The organism is Cohnella sp. AR92, assembly GCF_003990975.1.
GTDB lineage: Bacteria > Bacillota > Bacilli > Paenibacillales > Paenibacillaceae > Cohnella.
Map to the genome: position 1 here is coordinate 60,364 of NZ_RZJR01000022.1, position 17,559 is coordinate 77,922.

The following is a 17,559-nucleotide window of genomic DNA, read 5'->3' on the forward strand; positions in this document are numbered from 1 at the left end:
ATCGTATATTTTGCTAGACAGATTTTGCATTATTGTGGCGAGGAAAGGCTCGTGCTATCTTGTTAGTAGTTGCTAGGCTGGAGGTGCGAGCAAGTGTTGACGAGAAGGCGACGGTTCCCGATCCTCGGTTTGCTGCTTGCTTTAGTATTTGTAAGCGCTTGCGGTAAGGGATCCTCGGATTCGTATAAAGTGATCTATGAGATGGAGACCCCGGCGGCTTCGGCGGACGACGCTCTGGCGAACAGCCCGGCTCCGCACTATAAGATAGGAGTCGTTCCCAAGCTGAGCAACACCTACTTCGACGTCGTGAAGCAAGGCGCGCAGGAGGCGGCTTGGGATATCGATGTCGAGCTGCTGTACAAGGTTCCGGCTTCCGCCGATCCCGAGGAACAGATCGGGGTAATCCGGGAATTGATGGAAGCGAAGGTCGACGCCATCGCCGTATCCGCCAACGATCCGAAGGCGCTGGTCCCCGTCCTGAAGGAAGCCAAGGAGCAGGGGATCCAAGTCATCACCTGGGACGCCGACACCGACCCGGAAGCGCGCGCGTTCTACGTGAATATGGTCGATCCCGAGACGTTGGGCCGCCACCTGGTCGACACCCTTGCTTGGAGCATGAACGAGAAGGGCGAGTTCGCGATCATGACCGCCTCGCTGAGCGCCGCGAACCAGAACGAATGGATCAAGTGGATGAAGGCGCAGCAGGAGCAATATTATCCGAACATGAAGCTGGTGGAGATCGTGCCGACCGACGACGCTCCCGACAAAGCCTATGAAGCGGCGAAGGAGCTGCTGAAGAGCCATCCGAACCTCAAGGGCATCGTCGGCAACGCTTCGGTCGGGCCGCCGGCCGCCGCCCAGGCGGTCAAGGAGGCGAATGCCGCGGGGAGGATCAGCGTCGTGGGCCTCTCGACTCCGAACCTGATGCGCGATTATCTGCAAGAGGGCTACGCGCAGACGGCTACGCTGTGGAGTCCCAAGAAGCTCGGTTATCTGACGGTCGTGCTGGCAAAGAACCTTCTGCTCGGGCAGACTCCATACGACGATCAGATGGTTGAGAAGGTAGGCAAAATACGGGTAAACGGGGATATGATCATCATGGGAGCTCCGCTCGATTTTACGAAGGACAATGTGGATCAATATGATTTCTAGGCTGCGCGAGCGCTTGAAGCTTCGGAATTCCCGGCTGAGCTCCAAGCTGATCATGACCTACCTGCTGCTGACGGTCGTTCCCATGTCCCTGCTCGGCTATGTCTCGTACGCCCAGTTCACCCGTTCGATCGAGGAGCAGATCGGCGAGTATATGCCCCGCTTCCTCTATCAGGCCAACTCGAACATCGAGCAGCGCATCTCGGAGCTGTCCGCGCTGCCGGATCTGCTGTTCAACTCCGACGATATGATCGCCATTCTGCGAAGAGACGAAGAACAAAGCGTATCCGACCTCAACAAGGATATTTTCAGCCTCAACAGCTACATGTCGCGCACGTACCTCGGGGGAAGCAATCCGGACGTTCTGGCCGTTTTCCTCCTGTCGAAGAATCGTTTCTTCCAGAGCTCCAAGATCGCGTACACCGGGTTCGACCGTGACCAGGCGATCGCGCCGTACCGTTACGAATTGAACAATCTGGTGGAGAAGCCCAAGATCATTCTCCCGAGCGAGACGAGCCTGAGGTTCACGAACGACGTTCCTTATGTCCTGATCATGAAGCAGATCGCGGATACGGACAATCGCCGGATTCTCGGAACGATGTTCATCGCGGTCCAGCTGACTTTTATCGATCGCATCCTGCATGATTTCGAGAAGAACGACAAGGCCGATCTCTGGGTGATGAACCGCAAGGGAGAGAGGCTGTACCATACCGATCCGGAGAAAATCGGGACGTACGATCCGGACATTAACCGTTACCCGATCCTGAACGGAAGCTTCCGTACGACGGGGGACGGGCCGAAGCGGCTCGTGAGCGTGACGGAGTCCGCCCAGCTGGATTGGGTGTTCGTTCACAGCATTCCGCTGAAGTATCTGACGGAGAAAACCGACCTTGTCCGCAACGTGACGATCTTTGTTTTCCTAGGGATCGTTCTCGTCACGACCGTCCTCTCGGTTGTCTTCTCGCTGAACATCACCCGGCCGCTGAAGAGGCTTAGCCGGCTGATGAAGAACGCGGAGATGGGGCATTTTCAGGTGGACCATTCCCTGCAGAGCCGCGACGAGGTCGGTTCGCTGGCAAGAAGCTTCAACTCCATGATTACCACGACGAGAGAATTGATCCAGACGAATTACCGGATCGAGATTCGGCAGAAGGAAGCCGAGCTCTACGCGCTGCAGTCCCAGATCAACCCGCACTTTATCTACAATACGCTGGAGACGATCAGCATGGCGGTCGAAGAGCAGGAGACGGATACGGTCGTGGATATGGTCACGCTGCTGGGGCGGATGCTCCGCTTCTCGGTCGGCAACAAGGCGAAGTCCGTTCCGCTGGCCGACGAAGTGCAGCACATTCGCGACTTCCTGACGATCCAGAAGTACCGCTTCGAGGAGCGCTTGACCTTCGACATTCAATTGGCGGCGGATATCGAGAGGGAGAACCTCTATTCGCCGAAGTTCATCCTGCAGCCGATCGTCGAGAATGCCATCAAGCACGGGCTGGAGACGCACAAGGCGCTGGATATCCAGATCGGGATCGGCAAGGAGATGAGCCTTCGCTCCGGCAAGCTGGACGTCGTGTACCGCATCCGCGACAACGGACCGGGAATCCCCGCGGAGAAAATGCTGGAGCTGGAGGAGGCGCTGAAGTCGGATACTCACATCGACAAGGATTCCGGCTTCGGGCTCAGCAACGTGAATGCCCGCATCGTCCTCATGCACGGGCCGGAATACGGCATTCAGCTGCATAGCATCTATGGCAAGGGCACCGAGGTGATCGTCCGGATCCCGGCGTTGAACGGAACGGAAGCTCTGGCGGACTCCGGGGGTTTGGAGGGAGAGGGGGAACGATGATGCACAAAATACGGACGGTCATCGTAGATGACGAGGCGAGGATTCGCAGGGGGATCGAGCGGCTGGTGCTCTCTTGCGGCGAAGAGTGGGAGGTCGTTGCCACGCTCTCGGACGGCAAGGAAGCGCTGGATTATCTTCATGGCTCGCAGGGCGCGGTCGATCTGCTCATCACCGACGTGAAGATGCCGGTCATGGACGGCTTAACTCTGATCAAGGAGGCGAAGCGGCATTATTCGTTCTACCCGATGCTGATCAGCGGGTATGACGACTTCGAATACTTGCAGACCGCGCTGCGGGAAGGCGCGGTCGATTACATGCTGAAGCCGGTCGATCGGGAGCAATTCCGCGAGCGGCTGTCGGAGCTGCGAGGGAAGATGCTCCAGGGGCGGAACGACTCGCGGCGTAGGGAGGAGACCGAGCGCCAGGCGGAGAAGCTGAAGCCGGCTCGGCAGACCCAGACTCTCAGCTACATTACTTCCGCAGGCATCGACATCGAGCGGCTCGGCTATTGGGTCGAAGAGTTCCCGCGCGGGCAGTACCTGCTGCTCTACGCCAGCCTGGATACGCTGCCGGTGAAGTCGCGGGGCTACACGACGAAGGACTGGGAAGCGTACACGTTCGCGCTGGAGAACATTATCGCCGAGGTCGTCGGCAATCACGAGCGTCAGACGGGACTCTTGGGCTGGAGTTGGCGCGGAGGGAACACCGACTTCTGGATCCTGATCGGGTCCGGGAATCGCGACGTCGATCTGGAGCAGGCCGGCGCAGCCTTGTCCGAGCAGGTGAGGCTGTCCATCCACACGTACATGCCGTTCACCGTCTCGGTCTCGATCGCGAAGCCGATCGAGGATCTGTATCTGCTGCCGGATGCGAGGAGAACCGCGCTCGCTCTCATGCATTACCGGTTGGTGGAAGGGAGCAACCGTGTTTTTCGCGCGGCGGAGCATGAGGCGGCCTCCGGTACGGAGGCTTCCTCCGGGGCTGGGGCTGGGGCTGCGGGCAGCGCTTCACGCGCGGAAGGAGAGCTGGGGCAGCTCGCGCAGCGAATCCGCCAGGCGGTCGCGAGCGTCAGTGAAGACGAAGCGGAGTCGCTCCTGCGGCAGTACTTCGCGGAGCTCGAGCGATCCGGCTCGCCTACCGTTATCCGCAGCAAGGCTCAGAATCTGCTCATTCAGATTCTGGCTCTGGATCGCAGCGGAACGGAGGGAGCGGCGGAATCCGTCGAAGCGGCCAGCCGCTCGCTCGATCAGGTTGGCCAGCTATCCGAGATGCGGGCCGAGTTGGGAAGGCGCATGTCTGCGATCATGGACGGGATCAAGGAAGCGCGTCGGGAAGGCAGCCGCAAGCCGGTCGAGCAAGCGAAGGCGTTCATCCGAGAGAATCTCGGAGGCGACCTCTCGATCAAGCGGATCGCCGATCAGGTGTACATGAACCCGACGTACTTCTGCGAGTACTTCAAGCTGCAGACCGGCGAGACCGTTCTCGACCACGTGACCCGGCAGCGCATGGAGAAGGCTCGCGAGCTTCTCGCCGACCCGGTGACGAAGCTGCAGGGCATCTCGGTCGCCGTCGGTTACCAGGACGTGAAGTACTTCAGCAAGCTGTTCAAGGCTTGGGCGGGCGTGTCTCCGTCGAAGTATAGGGAGCAAGGGTAGATGGGCTGAGGTTGAGGCAAGCATACATTCGGGATAACAAAGGGTAAACCGACCGGTTCGGTTTACCCTTCCCTTTAGTGCTTATAGTGCTAAGCGGTTCGCCCAATCGCTATTATTCCAAATATCGGGATCATCGAAAGTATAATGTTTTTTATTTTTCTTCCTTCCCTTCATCTCTAATGGAATCGTTCAACTATCCTTGCGGACGAGGATTTACCGGCTTCCAAACCATGTGAACTTTTTACTATCCAGGAGTTTATAATAGACTCCAAAAAATGGGATCAATTCGTGCAACGTTTGTAAACATTTGGGTGTCATTATAAGTGTAAGGTATTAAAACCAATCCCATAAAAGGAAGTACCGAGAACGAAATCTCGGAAGATATGATAGATCAGAATATCGAAAAAAGAAAACAATACGGCCTTCGATCCGATAGAGATTATGTAAAACAAACCATCTTAAGCAAGAGTTCGATCGACGGCGAGCTCTATTTATCGCCAACCGAAAATGCCGAACTCGAGAGTCGCTTTGCTCACCAAAAATCATATCTCCCCAAAATAAGAGAACAAATCAAAGAATCGTTATCCGATTCGGAATTCGGCGGCTTATTTATTGATCAAAGCGCGGGGGGAAAGGTAACGATCAACGTGACTAGCGACTTAAAGAACGAAACGAAAGAGACTATCTCCAAAGCCTATGGGCAGTCGGCACAAGTCGTGTTCAAAAAAGTTAAAAACAGCGAAACGAAGCTGGAAAATGTCCACAATGAACTTTTCCGTTCCATCCAATCCCTAAATAAAACGGGGCTGGATATCGTATCGATAAATACGGATATCATCCATAACGATATTGAAGTGGGCGTATTAAATAGATCTCCCGAAGTTGAGCAATCGCTATTTAAAAAGTTCGGAGATACGATCCGATTTACGGAAGTCGATGAGGCGGATTATCAAGACGATGGCGACACGACAACCAAAGTCTATCCCATTCAAGGCGGAGTTCAAATTTACGACGAAACGTCCAATTTATTGTGTTCGGCGGGTTTCTCGGCAAAAACGACCGCTTCAAATCCAAGTTATTATGTAGTAACGGCAGGCCACTGCCATAGCGAGACGGGCTATGATGTCGTATATCAGCCAGAAAAAGGCGTAAGCGATTTTTGGGTCGTTGGTTCGGCCGAATACGCAAATCGCAAGTATGGCGGAAGTGTCGATGCGATGCTGATCGGAACCTCGAATCTAGCTGTCAGCAATAAAGTTTACTATCAGCCAGTAAATCCTCGTCGGCAAAGGTCTTCATTCCAGGTAAGCCCGTTGTCTTTCGCATAACCTAGGCTCCTCGATTAGCCATCTGAAGCCGCGACGAACGGCAGCTTCTGGGGCTCGGGGCCGAACACGGCCACTACCGTGGCGCAGCTTCGTGCCCCTCGAGCTCCCCAACCCCCGAAGATTCTCCCCCCTACCTGAATTCTGTCTCCTTCTTCCCGCCGGCTGTAAGCGCTATCTTAAATACATGGATTTTAAGCGCGCAGCAAAAACAGATAAGCAAGATGGTAAGGAGGAAGCGGGAATGTCCGAATTCATCCTTGAACTCAAGGGAATCACCAAGACGTTTCCAGGCGTCAAGGCGCTGGACGATGTGTACTTCAAGCTGAAGCCGGGCGAGATTCATGCTCTCATGGGCGAGAACGGAGCCGGCAAGTCTACTTTTATCAAAGTGATCACCGGGGTGCACGCTCCCGACGAAGGTGGGGAGATGTACCTTGACGGTCAGCCCGTCAACTTCCGCAATCCGAAGGACGCGCAGAAGGCAGGGATCGCGGCGATCTACCAGCACGTGACGTGCTACCCGGACCTGACGGTGACCGAGAATATTTTTATGGGCCATGAGAAGATCGCGAAGGGAACGAAGCGGCTGCTCTGGCGCGAGATGCACGAGGAAGCGGGCAATCTTCTGAAGGAGCTTGGCGCAAGCTTCAGCCCGAAGACGCTGATGGGAGCGCTAAGCGTCGCGGAGCAGCAGATCGTCGAGATCGCGAAGGCGCTGTCGGTGAACGCGCGGATCATCATCATGGACGAACCGACGGCGGCGCTTACCAATAACGAGAGCGAGGAGCTGTACCGCATTGCCGAGAAGCTGAGGGACCAAGGCACTTCGATAATTTTTATCTCCCACCGCTTCGAGGATATGTACCGGCTGGCCAGCAAGGTCACGGTGTTCCGCGATTCCAAGTACATCGGGACGTGGGGCGTGAACGAGATCAGCAACGCGGACTTGATCGTGGCGATGGTCGGGCGCGAGATTACGCAATTGTTCCCCAAAAAAGAAGCCGAGATCGGAGAAGAGCTGCTGCGAGTGGAGGGGCTGGGCAAGACGGGCTACTTCGCGGACGTCAGCTTCACGCTTCGCAAGGGCGAGATTCTCGGCCTCACCGGACTCGTCGGCGCGGGCCGGACGGAAGTGTGCCAAGCGATCTTCGGCGCCGAGCGCGCCGACAAAGGCAAGATCTTCTACAAAGGACAGGAGCTCGCCGTGCGCAATCCGCTTCACGCCATGAAGCAGGGCATCGGCTACCTGCCGGAAGACCGCCAGAAGCAAGGACTCGTGCTCTCCTGGGAGATCGGCCGCAACATCACTCTCTCTTCGCTGGAGAAGATGTCCAAGAAAGGCCATATCAACACCCGCAAGGAATGGGACCTGGCGAAGCGTCTCGCCGAGAAAGTGAGCGTCAAAGCCAAAAGCGTGTTCGATCTGGCTAGCTCGCTGTCGGGCGGCAACCAGCAGAAGGTCGTCTTCGCGAAGCTGCTCACGGCGGACCTGGACATTCTCATTCTCGACGAACCGACCAAAGGCGTCGATGTCGGAGCGAAGTCGGCGATCTACGAGATCATCAGCGATCTCGCCTGCTCGGGATACGGCATCATTCTCGTCTCCTCCGAGATGCCGGAGATCATTGGCATGTGCGATCGAGTCGCCGTCATGAGAGAGGGACGCATCACGGCATTCATGGACCGGGAAGGCATCAGCCAGGAAGCGATCTTGAGAGCTTCGATGGCAGACGCCGATCCGCAGCAAGATCAGCAAAGGTGGGCATGAGCATGAAGAACAGAGGAGGACAACCCGTCGTCGTACCTGCGGGATCGCCTGGGCCGACCGGCTCCGGCCAACCCGCCGCAGCCACCAAGAAATCGCTTAGCGCCAGCATCGCGAAGTTCCGGGAGCTCGGCTTGCTCGCCTTCATCGTCATTCTAGCGGTCGGCGTACAGTTCCGGAATACGAGCTTCCTCACTTGGGAGAACCTCAACGACATCGCGACCAACACCGCGATCTTGAGCATTCTGGCCGTCGGCATGATGCTCGTCATCATCACGCGGGGGATCGACCTGTCGATCGGGGCAACCCTTGCCCTGTCCGGGATGATCGCCGCGCTTACGGTGAAGGAATACCCGGGCCTCAACCCCTACGTCGCCGTCCTGCTCGGCGTCGGAATCGGCATCGCATGCGGAGCCGTTCTGGGCTTCCTGGTCTCCAAGATCAACATCCTGCCGATCATCGCCACGCTCGGGATGATGAACGTATTCCGCGGCTTGACCTACGAGGCGAGCGGAGGCAAGTGGGTCAGCGCCCACCAGATGCCCGAGAGCTTCAAGGCGATCGCGACGGGCAAGGTGCTCGGCATCAACAACCTGATTTTTATCGCGATTCTCATCTATATCGTCGCTTATTACTTCGTTAACCACACCCGCACGGGCAGACAGATCTACGCGGTGGGCAGCAACCCCGAATCCGCGGAGGTCAGCGGCATCAAGTCGGGCCGCATTCTCTGGCTCGTCTACACGATCATGGGCGGCCTGTCCGGCCTCGCCGGCGTGCTCTGGGTCGCGAAGTTCGCTTCGGCCCAAGGCGACACGGCTTCCGGCTACGAGCTTAGCGTCATCGCGGCCTGCGTGCTCGGCGGCGTCAGCATCGCGGGCGGCTCCGGCAAGATCTCGGGGATCATCCTCGGCTCGGTGCTGCTCGGCATTCTGAACAACGCGCTTCCGATGATCGACGTCTCGCCGTTCTGGCAGAACTGGATTCAAGGGATGATCATTCTGGTCGCCGTCCTCATTAACGCCATGGTCAAACGCGGCATCGACCGCAACAACCTGATGAGGAGGAGGATCTGACCCATGGAACCGAGATTGCTAGAGAACAAGAAAGAATTCTCCCTCAAGGGATTCTTCATGCAATGGGAATGGATGCTGGTCTTGCTCTTCGTCGCGATGACCATCATGAACGTCAATCTGTCCGAGTTCTACTGGAACTTCGACAACCTGCGCGACGCCACGATGAGCTTCCTCGACAAAGCGTTCATCGTCCTGCCGATGGTGTTCATCATCATCCTGGGAGACATCGATATCTCCGTCGGCTCGATCGTCGCCCTGTCGTCGGTCATCATGGCGGACCTGTACAACCACGGTGTCCCGATGCCGCTGGCCATGGTCATCTGCCTCGCGGTAGGCACCTTGTGCGGCTTCATCAACGGACTCTTGATCGTGAAGTTCAAGGAGCTATCCGCGGTTATCGTCACCCTGTCTACCATGATCATCTACCGCGGAATCGCCTACATCCTGCTGAAGGATCAGGCGGCGGGCAAGTTCCCGGACTGGTTCAACTTCCTCGGCTGGGACTACGTCGGAGGCATTCCGTTTATCCTGATCGTCTTCGCCGTCTTCGCGGTCGGCTTCTGGTACCTGCTTCACAAGACCACGTTCGGCCGAAAAGTATACGCGATGGGCAGCAACATAACGGCGAGCCGATTCTCGGGCATCCAGACGGACCGCGTCAAGATCATCGTGTTCACGCTGGCCGGACTCATGTCCGCCGTGACCGCCCTGTTCCTGACGTCCCGAATGGGCAGCACGCGGCCGAATATCGCGACGGGCTATGAGCTCGACGTCATCGCGATGGTCGTCCTCGGGGGCATCAGCACCTCGGGCGGCAAGGGACGGATGATCGGCGCGATTCTCGCGATTTTCCTCATCGGTTACCTGCGTTACGGCTTGGGACTCGTCAACGTATCCGCTCAGACGCTGCTGATCATCATCGGCCTCCTGCTTATTTTCGCCGTGGCCGTTCCGCAGCTCAAGCGCGTTCGCTCCAAACGATAGCTTCGATACAAGACAGCCCAGGCTGTTCTGTATATACACTCAATCGAGAGCCAAAAAGGGAGGAAACAGAAAGTGAAAAAGATAATGGCATTGGGATTGACGGCGGTCTTGTCCATGTCGCTGCTCGCGGCTTGCGGCAACAATAACAACGATAAAGCGGCAAGCGGCGGCGACGCCAAGCCGAGCAGCTCGGCGGCCAGCGGCAATACCGGCGATAAGCAGAAGTTCGCTATTATTTTCAAAAATACGGGCAACCCTTACGGCGAGAAGCAGATGGAAGGCTTCAAGAAGGCGATTGAGGAGAACGGGGACGAAGCGATTCTGAAGGCACCGGATCAGCCGACGGCCGAAGCGCAGATCCAGATGATCGAAGAGCTGATCTCCCAGAAGGTGGATTCCATCGCGATCGTCGCCAACGATCCGGACGCTCTGCAGCCCGCTCTCCAGAAGGCCATGAAGGCCGGCATCAAGGTGCTGTCGCTCGACTCGGCGGTTAACGCGAAGAGCCGCATGGTTCATATCAACCAAGCGGATCCGGAGCGCATCGGCCGCACGCTGATCCAAGGCGTATCCGAGATGATCGGCGGAGAAGGCGAGATCGCCATCCTGAGCGCGACTTCCCAAGCGACGAACCAGAACACGTGGATCGAGTGGATGAAGAAGGAGCTCGAAGACAGCAAGTATGCCAAGATCAAGCTGGTTAAGGTCGCTTACGGCGACGACCTGCGGGACAAGAGCGTATCCGAGACCGAGGCTCTGCTGAAGTCGTATCCGAACCTGAAGGGMATCATCGCTCCGACGACGGTCGGCATCGCGGCCGCGGGCAAGGTTCTGACGGACAAAGGCCTGAAGGGCAAGGTTCAACTGACGGGKCTCGGCCTGCCGAGCGAGATGGCGGAGTACATCGAGAGCGGCGTCAGCCCTTGGATGTACCTRTGGAACCCGATCGACGTCGGCTACCTGGCCGGCTATGCGGCGGAATCGCTTGTCGACGGCAAGCTTACGGGCGCCGTAGGCGAGAAGTTCACGGCCGGCACGCTCGGCGAGAAGAAGATCGTAGCCGACGGCGACGGCACGCAAGTCATGCTGGGCGATCCGTTCAAGTTCGACTTCAGCAACATCGCGGAATGGAAGGCCGTATATTAAGATCGGGCCGGATTCTATCTAATCTCATAAAGTTTATAAAGTCAGGGCCGCATGGCTCTCCGAAGGGCGTAGTCCCGGGAGGGCGTGCGGCTATTGCATGCGGCTGACAAGGAACGGCGCGCGAAAGGGGGAGGACGTTCGCATCGCCATGCTTACCGCGCCATCGCCGGCTCATGCGCTTCGTAAGCGCTCGACTCGATCAAGGAGGGAATCTCCGCTCGGTAGGCGAGGAACTGCTCCCAGGTGATGCTGCCGCTGCGCAAGCGTTCCTTCAACTGTTCCGTTAGCTGTTTGATCTGCAGCTCGATGACGGAGCGAACGTCCGTGCCGGCTCCCGCGGCAATGTCGGCCAAAGAATGGCCTTCCTTCAAGGCGTCGCGAACCTCTTCATCGTCCTGCGCTCCGAGGGAGACCAGGAAGCTGTCTTCGTTCGGAGACGCTCTATTCGCATTCATGCTGCTTGTGCTTGCCGCAGCTTTGTCCGTGGCTAAACCGCTGCCCATGGCGAGCATGAGGGCGATCGTACAGACGGTGATCCAACGTTGGGCGGGATTTCTCATCAGGTTCAACCTTTCCTTTTCTCGTATGGGGATGGGATAAGCATATCCATACGATCTTAAATTCGGATTAATAGCTTCTTAAACCGATCTAAAGAAAAGCAAACAGCCCGCCGAAGTTCGCTTGTCGCCAAGCGCCTCCGTACGGGCTGCTTTGCAGCTCGGATAAGGTTGCCTTTACGCGCTAACCGTTCTCGCCTTGGCCGCACGCTTCCAGAAGAAGAGCCCGACGACGACGATCAGGATAACGAGCTGGGGAACCGTCGTCTCCCAAGTCGGATACAAGCCGAGCCAGGAGAGAGTCGGAAGATTCGATTCATAATGCGAAGGAACAGCCGTCGCAACCTGCAGCGAGTGAATGCTCTCTCCCACGAACCGGAAAACCAGATAATAGATAAGGATCGAAGCCGTCAAGAAGAACGGGCGTATCGGCAGCCTTGTGCCGTACCGGATGATCAGCACAGCCAGCACGATCAGCACGGCCAAGGCGCCGCCGATCCCGAGGATCAACTGCGACGCCGAGATGGATGAGGCCATTCCCGCGTAGAAAATCGTCGTCTCCGCGCCCTCGCGCAGCACGGCCAGGCCCGAGACGGCGAACAGCGACCAGAGGCTGCCGCGGGCGAGCGCGTCGCCCATCTTGTTGTCGATGTAACGGTTCCAGTTGTTCAGGTTGGACTTGTTATGCAGCCAGTTTCCGACTGTAATCATGAGCGCGACCGTCACCAGGCCGGTGATGCCTTCGATCAGCTCGCGCGTGCTTCCCGAGGATGCCTGCTTGATGACGTAGGTTAGAATGACCGCCATAACGCCGCTTAGAGCAAGGCCAGACCAGACGCCGGACCAGATCCAGACGCGTTTGGAATCATTCCCGGTTTTCCTCAGATAAGCGAGCAGCGCCGCCAGCACGAGGATGGCTTCGAGGCCTTCCCGGAACAGGATCACGGCTGCGTCCCAAGCGTCGTAGGTGGCTTCGTCGACCATGGGCCGGAGCTGCGCTCGCATGCTGTCGATCACTTTCCCCGCCTGCTCGGGTTGAGGCGGATTGGAGAGCAAGTACCCGGAGACGGAAGCCATCTGAATCTCGATCTTGTCATAAGCGGCAGCCGACCGGACCTGCACTTCTCCTTCGGCAGAAGGCCACTTGGCGATGAAGGAAGCCATCTGGCCGTCGGCTTCATCGTACAGTCCGGCTTCGACATCCTGATAGGCCTTGTCGAGAATGACGATCAGGTCGGCCACGGTAACGCCGCTCGCGACAGGCTCCGCGACGAGGACTCCGTCCTTGTAGTCCTGAATCAACTGCTTGAACGCCTTGGTCTCCTCGGCGGCCTGTTCGGCCCGAGGGGGTTCGGCTTGCAGAGCGATCCGTATCATGCTCATGCCCGTCTCGAGCTTGGCGTACACCGCGGAATTCTCCGAGCGGATCGGCGATTCGATCGACTTCCAGCTGCTGTTGATGGAATCGAAAGCCGTCTTGGCTTCCTCCCAGGAGGAGGCTTCTACGGCGGCCTGCAGCTGTTCTACCTTGGGCAGCATGCCCGCGGCGGCTTCCGCTCCGCTCGTGCCCTTGCCGTCGCTTTCCTGCTTCGCGCTCTTCACATACTGATTGAAGGCCTTGGCGAGGGCGGATAAAGACGCTTTCGCTTTCTCCGGGTCGGATTCGGCTTCCGTGAGAGCCTTATTGGCCTGAGCGATGGCGGAATTGACGTCCGCAGCCGCATCCGTGCCGCCCGCGTTCAGCGAGCTCCAGATGTTCTCGGCTTCCTGAACGGAAGCGAGCGCCTTCGTCCACTCCTGCTGTCCGGCATCGACCAAGGCGGAGCCTACGAGCGGAAGCAGGCGGTCGACCTCCGCTTGCCGCGATTCGCCGGCCGCTGCGGCTGTTCCTTGCAGAAGGGAAGCCAGCAGAAGGAAGAAAGCGAGCAGTCGAAGGCCACGCTGCCGGTTCGGAAGATATCGGTATCGCATGTATGGATCAGTCCTCTCTAGAACAAGGTTTCGCCGATATATCCGCCGGAGCGGGCGCCGGGGAAGCAGGCGAAGTGCGCGCTTCCGTTATGGACGATATATTCATTCAGCAGATCGCGCTGGCCGAGCTTCTTCTGCAGGGGAATGAACTGCTTGCGGCTGTCGCGGTTGAAGCAGATGAAGAGAAGGCCCGCGTCCAATTGTCCCGTCTTGACGTCCATTCCGCTGGAGTAAGAATAAGAGCGCCGCAGAATCCGCATCGAGTCGTCGCGGGCTAAGCCGACATGGGAATTCACCGGAATAAGGGGCTTGCCATTGGCGTCCTTCGCGTTCAGATCGACTTTATCGAACTCGTTGGCGCTTCCGAGCGGAGCGCCGCTCGACCGATGCCTCCCGAATGTCCGCTCTTGATCGGAGAGCGTCGAGCGGTCCCACACCTCGACGCGCATCCGAATTCGCCTCACCGCCATATAGGTTCCTCCGGCCATCCAGTCGGCGCCGTCTCCCGACTGCGCCCATACGACTTCGTTCATCGTCGCGTCGTTAGAGGTATCCGGATTGCCGGTACCGTCCTTGAAACCGAGCAGGTTGCGAGGCGTCGAGCCGGACGGATCGGAAGCGCTTGTGCGCTGGAACCCTTCTTGCGTCCAGCGCAGCACCGCCTTGCCGCGGCCGATGCGAGACAGATTACGGACAGCGTGGAAGGCGACCTGCATATCGTCCGAACAGACCTGAACGCCGATATCCCCGCCGCACCATTCCGGCTTAAGCTCATCCCCGCCGAATGCGGGGAAATCCACGAGAGCGGCCGGCTTCTTGCCGCTCAATCCGAATCGAGAATCGAAGAAGGACGGACCGACTCCGAAGGTGATGGTCGTCTTGGAAGGCGACAGGCCGGCGGCTTCTCCGGTGTCTTTGGGAGGGAGATGCTCGTTGCTGCTCTCCTCGCCGACAGGTTCGCCCCTGCTCATGGCGGCCGCCGCCGCCGTCCATGCCTTGAACAGCTCCCTCACCTTGTCGAGGCTCTCCCCCACGACGTCGAAAGCGGCGAACAGGATGAAGTTGGGGGTCGCCGTCGTAATCCCCGCTTGATGACGCCCATAGAACTCGACGACTTCTCCCTTGTTGCTCTTGGGCGAAGCGTTCGGAGCGGATGCGGCCTCATTGAAGATGCGTCCTTGGAACAGCGCGCCAACGCCAGCGGCGCCGAGCAAAAGCCCAGCGCCCCCGATTCCGGCCATCTTCAGCAGTTCCCTGCGGCTGACCGGCTTGTTCAGCAGATTCGTTTCTTGATGATCCTGTTGCGGATGTACGGGTTCTTGATTAGGAGTACGATCCTTCATGATGTTTACGCCCCCAGAATGACGCCCATTTGAGACAGCGGCTCCGCCAGCGCGTCGATCAGCCGGCTAAGCTTCTTCGTATCCTCTTCCTTGAGGTCGGTATAAGGAGCGTAGCCGTCTCCGACCTTATAGTCTGCCAGAGCCTCTTCCAGGTCCGCGAAGCTCTTGCCGATGCCGGCTTCCAGCTCCGGATCCTTCTTGTTCAGTTCCGGCTGCAGAAGCTCGTAAATCTTGCGCGCCCCTTCGATGTTGGCGGCGAAGTCGTAGAGGTCCGTGCGGGAGTAGCGCTCTTCCTCTCCCGTTACCTTCGAGGAGGAGACTTCGTTCAGCAGCTCCACGGCTCCCGTTACGAGCAGCGTCGGCTCGATGTCGACGGTCTCCATCAAAGCGCGGAGCGTCTTCGCGTCTTCCAAGAGCCGGTCGGCGTACTCGCCGGCGTTAGCGGTGCTGTTGTCTACCCACAGCGCTTTCTCGAGGCGGTGGAAGCCGCGCCAGTCCTTCTCCTCGACATCGTTCTCCCGCGCGTCGATGTTCGGATCGAGATCGCCAAGCGCTTCCGCGATCGGTTCGATTCGCTCGTAGTACATCCGGGTTGGCGCGTACAGCTGCTTCGCGGTCTTGATATCCCCGGATTTAACGGCGGAGACGAACTTCTCCGTCTCCGTAATGAAGGTGTCGGCCTGTTCGATCGAGAATTGGCGATAGGAATCCACGATCGGAGCCCAGTCGATCGAAGAGGCGGATGCGGAGGCTTGAGCCGTCGCGGCCGAGTCGGATGGGCTGGCTTCCTTGTTATTTTCATTATTAGAGCTGCAGCCTGTCGCTGTCAGACTCGCTGCCAGCAGCAAAGCGGGTACGGTCCATTTCACAGAAATTCCCCCAGAAAAATAGATAGATAAAAACAAAAGCATCCGAATGATATCACTATTCGAATGATATTGTTAATGAGAATCATTGTCAATACTAAAATGGGCGGTTACTGCAAAAGAACGTAGAGTAGGGTTTTATGTAACTGGAACTCTAGCGATATAACTCAACGGGTTGCGGGGCGGGTTGCTGCCGATATGGTATCAAGCTGCATTAGGAAGACAACGGACAAAACAAAATCCCCGCGAGCATCCGGCTAGCTCATGAAACTGAGCCGACGATGCTCGCGAGGATTGGGAATCAGGCTTGTCCGATCAGCTCCGGCACTTGGGGATCGAGCCGCCATTCGTGGCCGCTCTCCTGCAGGAGCTTGTCCGATGCTTCCGGGCCGTTCGATCCGGCCGCATAAGAATGGAGAGGCAGCAGGCCTTCCTCGAAGGCTTCGAGAACGGGCTGCACCCATTGCCAAGCGAGCTCGACTTCTTTCCAGTGGGCGAAGAAGGTGGAGTCGCCGTTCAAGGCGTCGGAGATCAGGCGTTCATAGGCTTCCGGAAGCTCGCTTTGATCGGCCCAGAAGTTCATCTCGACCGGCTCGATGCGGCCTTCGTTCCGCGAGTTCTTGCCGTTGAACAGGAAGCTGATCTTCTCGTTCGGGTTGATCTCGATAATGAGCAGGTTGGGGGAAGTCTTCTCGTTCTTCGCCGAATACAGGTCCTCGGTCGGGTTCTTGAATTCGACGACGATGCGGGTCGACTTGGCGGCCATCCGCTTGCCCGTGCGCAAGTAGAAAGGAACGCCTTCCCAATCGGGGTGGTCGATCCAGAGTCGAGCCGCGACGAAGGTGTCGTTCCGGGAGCCCTCGGCAATCCCCGGCTCGTTCAGGTATCCGACGACCGGCTTGCCCGCGAGCTCTCCGGCCGCATACTGGCCCCGAATGACGCTCTTCCCGACCGTTTCCTTCGTGACCGGACGCAGCGCCTCGATGATCTTGCGCTTTTCCTCGCGAATGTTCTTGGCCGTGATCTGGCTGGGCTGACGCATCGCCGTCATCATCAGCACTTGAAGCAAGTGATTCTGGAACATGTCCCGAATCGCCCCGGATTGATCGTAGTACGCGGCGCGTTCTTCTACTCCGACGGTCTCGCTCGCCGTGATCTGAACGTTGGAGATGTGCTCCTTGTTCCATACGGCTTGAATGACCGGATTCGCGAGCACGAGCGTCTCTAGGTTCTGAACCATCGTCTTGCCGAGGTAATGGTCGATCCGGAAGATCTCGTCCTCCTCGAAAGCCCGATTCAGGTTCTCGTTCAAGGAGCGCGCGGTCGCCAGGTCATGGCCGAACGGCTTCTCGATGATCAACCGTTTCCAGCCTTGCGTAGCGCCTAGTCCGCTCTCTTGGATCTGCAGCGCGATCGTGTCGAAGAATTCCGGCGCGACCGACAGGTAGAAGAGGCGATTGTCGGGAAGCCGGCGTTCCTTCTCGCGCGCCTCGATGACGCTCAGCAGCTTGCGGTAATCCTCCGGGTTGGAGACGTTCAGCGGATGATAACGGAAGGAGGACAAGAACGCGTTCAAGCCCTCCTGGTCTTCCGGGGAACGCCGGGAGAACTGCCGAAGAGATTGCTCCACGTTGCCGCGGAACTTCTCGTCGGGGATCTCCTTTCTTCCAAGACCGATGACGGAGAAGGAGTCGGGAAGCTTGCCGTCGAGGTACAGATTATATAAGGCGGGGTAGATTTTTCTCTTGGCCAGGTCTCCGGTAGCCCCGAATAGAACGAAAGTCATGGATTCCACGTGTGATTCCTCCCAGTAAGTCCAATCCAATAACGGCGCGTCTCGGCGCCTTTTCTCTATAAATAATTGATAATG

At 57.8% G+C, this 17,559-nt stretch carries 13 protein-coding genes; 8 read left to right on the forward strand and 5 right to left on the reverse strand.

Annotated features, from left to right (window positions below):
* The first annotated feature begins 93 nt into the window (after positions 1-93).
* From ELR57_RS26025 to rhaS, 8 genes are all read left to right on the forward strand, one after another.
* Positions 94-1,152, forward strand: a complete 1,059-nt coding sequence (locus ELR57_RS26025; RefSeq protein WP_238162699.1) for an autoinducer 2 ABC transporter substrate-binding protein — start codon at positions 94-96, stop codon at positions 1,150-1,152.
* Positions 1,142-2,998, forward strand: coding sequence for a sensor histidine kinase (locus tag ELR57_RS26030; protein WP_126962547.1), 1,857 nt, complete (start codon positions 1,142-1,144; stop codon positions 2,996-2,998). The genes ELR57_RS26025 and ELR57_RS26030 overlap by 11 nt, the downstream gene beginning before the upstream one ends.
* Positions 2,995-4,653 (forward strand): response regulator transcription factor, encoded by a 1,659-nt coding sequence (locus ELR57_RS26035; protein ID WP_238162700.1) that lies wholly within the window; start codon positions 2,995-2,997, stop codon positions 4,651-4,653. The genes ELR57_RS26030 and ELR57_RS26035 overlap by 4 nt, the downstream gene beginning before the upstream one ends.
* A gap of 383 nt (positions 4,654-5,036) precedes the next feature.
* Positions 5,037-5,981, forward strand: coding sequence for a chymotrypsin family serine protease (locus tag ELR57_RS26040; RefSeq protein WP_126962549.1), 945 nt, complete (start codon positions 5,037-5,039; stop codon positions 5,979-5,981).
* Between the two features lie 241 nt (positions 5,982-6,222).
* Entirely contained in the window at positions 6,223-7,749 is a 1,527-nt protein-coding gene (locus ELR57_RS26045) for a sugar ABC transporter ATP-binding protein (protein WP_126962551.1), read from the forward strand.
* 2 nt (positions 7,750-7,751) lie between these two features.
* A complete protein-coding gene (locus ELR57_RS26050; RefSeq protein ID WP_126962553.1) occupies positions 7,752-8,822 on the forward strand; it encodes an ABC transporter permease in 1,071 nt (356 codons plus the stop codon).
* A 3-nt stretch (positions 8,823-8,825) separates the two neighbouring features.
* Positions 8,826-9,806 carry an ABC transporter permease gene (locus ELR57_RS26055; RefSeq protein WP_126962555.1) on the forward strand — a complete coding sequence of 327 codons (981 nt, stop codon included), beginning with the start codon at positions 8,826-8,828 and terminating at the stop codon, positions 9,804-9,806.
* A gap of 72 nt (positions 9,807-9,878) precedes the next feature.
* Positions 9,879-10,952, forward strand: a complete 1,074-nt coding sequence (gene rhaS, locus ELR57_RS26060) for a rhamnose ABC transporter substrate-binding protein (protein WP_126962557.1) — start codon at positions 9,879-9,881, stop codon at positions 10,950-10,952.
* Positions 10,953-11,104: 152 nt separating this feature from the next.
* Here rhaS and ELR57_RS26065 read toward each other — a convergent pair whose 3' ends face one another.
* From ELR57_RS26065 to zwf, 5 genes are all read right to left on the reverse strand, one after another.
* The gene (locus ELR57_RS26065; protein WP_126962559.1) at positions 11,105-11,521 is read right to left on the reverse strand and encodes a hypothetical protein; all 417 of its coding nucleotides are present in this window, start codon (positions 11,519-11,521) and stop codon (positions 11,105-11,107) included.
* Positions 11,522-11,686: 165 nt separating this feature from the next.
* Positions 11,687-13,480 carry an FTR1 family iron permease gene (locus tag ELR57_RS26070; RefSeq protein ID WP_126962561.1) on the reverse strand — a complete coding sequence of 598 codons (1,794 nt, stop codon included), beginning with the start codon at positions 13,478-13,480 and terminating at the stop codon, positions 11,687-11,689.
* Between the two features lie 17 nt (positions 13,481-13,497).
* Positions 13,498-14,823, reverse strand: a complete 1,326-nt coding sequence (gene efeB, locus ELR57_RS26075; RefSeq protein WP_126962563.1) for an iron uptake transporter deferrochelatase/peroxidase subunit — start codon at positions 14,821-14,823, stop codon at positions 13,498-13,500.
* A 5-nt stretch (positions 14,824-14,828) separates the two neighbouring features.
* Positions 14,829-15,698, reverse strand: a complete 870-nt coding sequence (efeO, locus tag ELR57_RS26080; protein WP_192896623.1) for an iron uptake system protein EfeO — start codon at positions 15,696-15,698, stop codon at positions 14,829-14,831.
* Between the two features lie 292 nt (positions 15,699-15,990).
* On the reverse strand, positions 15,991-17,484 hold the full coding sequence (zwf, locus tag ELR57_RS26085; RefSeq protein ID WP_126962567.1) for a glucose-6-phosphate dehydrogenase: 1,494 nt from the start codon (positions 17,482-17,484) through the stop codon (positions 15,991-15,993).
* Positions 17,485-17,559: the final 75 nt, after the last annotated feature.

Excerpts from the sequence above, each read along its gene's own strand:
- ELR57_RS26030 (WP_126962547.1), top strand. The coding sequence starts at position 1,142 with ATGATTTCTAGGCTGCGCGAGCGCTTGAAGCTTCGGAATTCCCGGCTG.
- ELR57_RS26070 (WP_126962561.1), bottom strand. The coding sequence starts at position 13,480 with ATGCGATACCGATATCTTCCGAACCGGCAGCGTGGCCTTCGACTGCTC.
- ELR57_RS26050 (WP_126962553.1), top strand. The coding sequence starts at position 7,752 with ATGAAGAACAGAGGAGGACAACCCGTCGTCGTACCTGCGGGATCGCCT.
- ELR57_RS26055 (WP_126962555.1), top strand. The coding sequence starts at position 8,826 with ATGGAACCGAGATTGCTAGAGAACAAGAAAGAATTCTCCCTCAAGGGA.
- ELR57_RS26045 (WP_126962551.1), top strand. The coding sequence starts at position 6,223 with ATGTCCGAATTCATCCTTGAACTCAAGGGAATCACCAAGACGTTTCCA.
- ELR57_RS26040 (WP_126962549.1), top strand. The coding sequence starts at position 5,037 with ATGATAGATCAGAATATCGAAAAAAGAAAACAATACGGCCTTCGATCC.
- ELR57_RS26035 (WP_238162700.1), top strand. The coding sequence starts at position 2,995 with ATGATGCACAAAATACGGACGGTCATCGTAGATGACGAGGCGAGGATT.
- efeB (WP_126962563.1), bottom strand. The coding sequence starts at position 14,823 with ATGAAGGATCGTACTCCTAATCAAGAACCCGTACATCCGCAACAGGAT.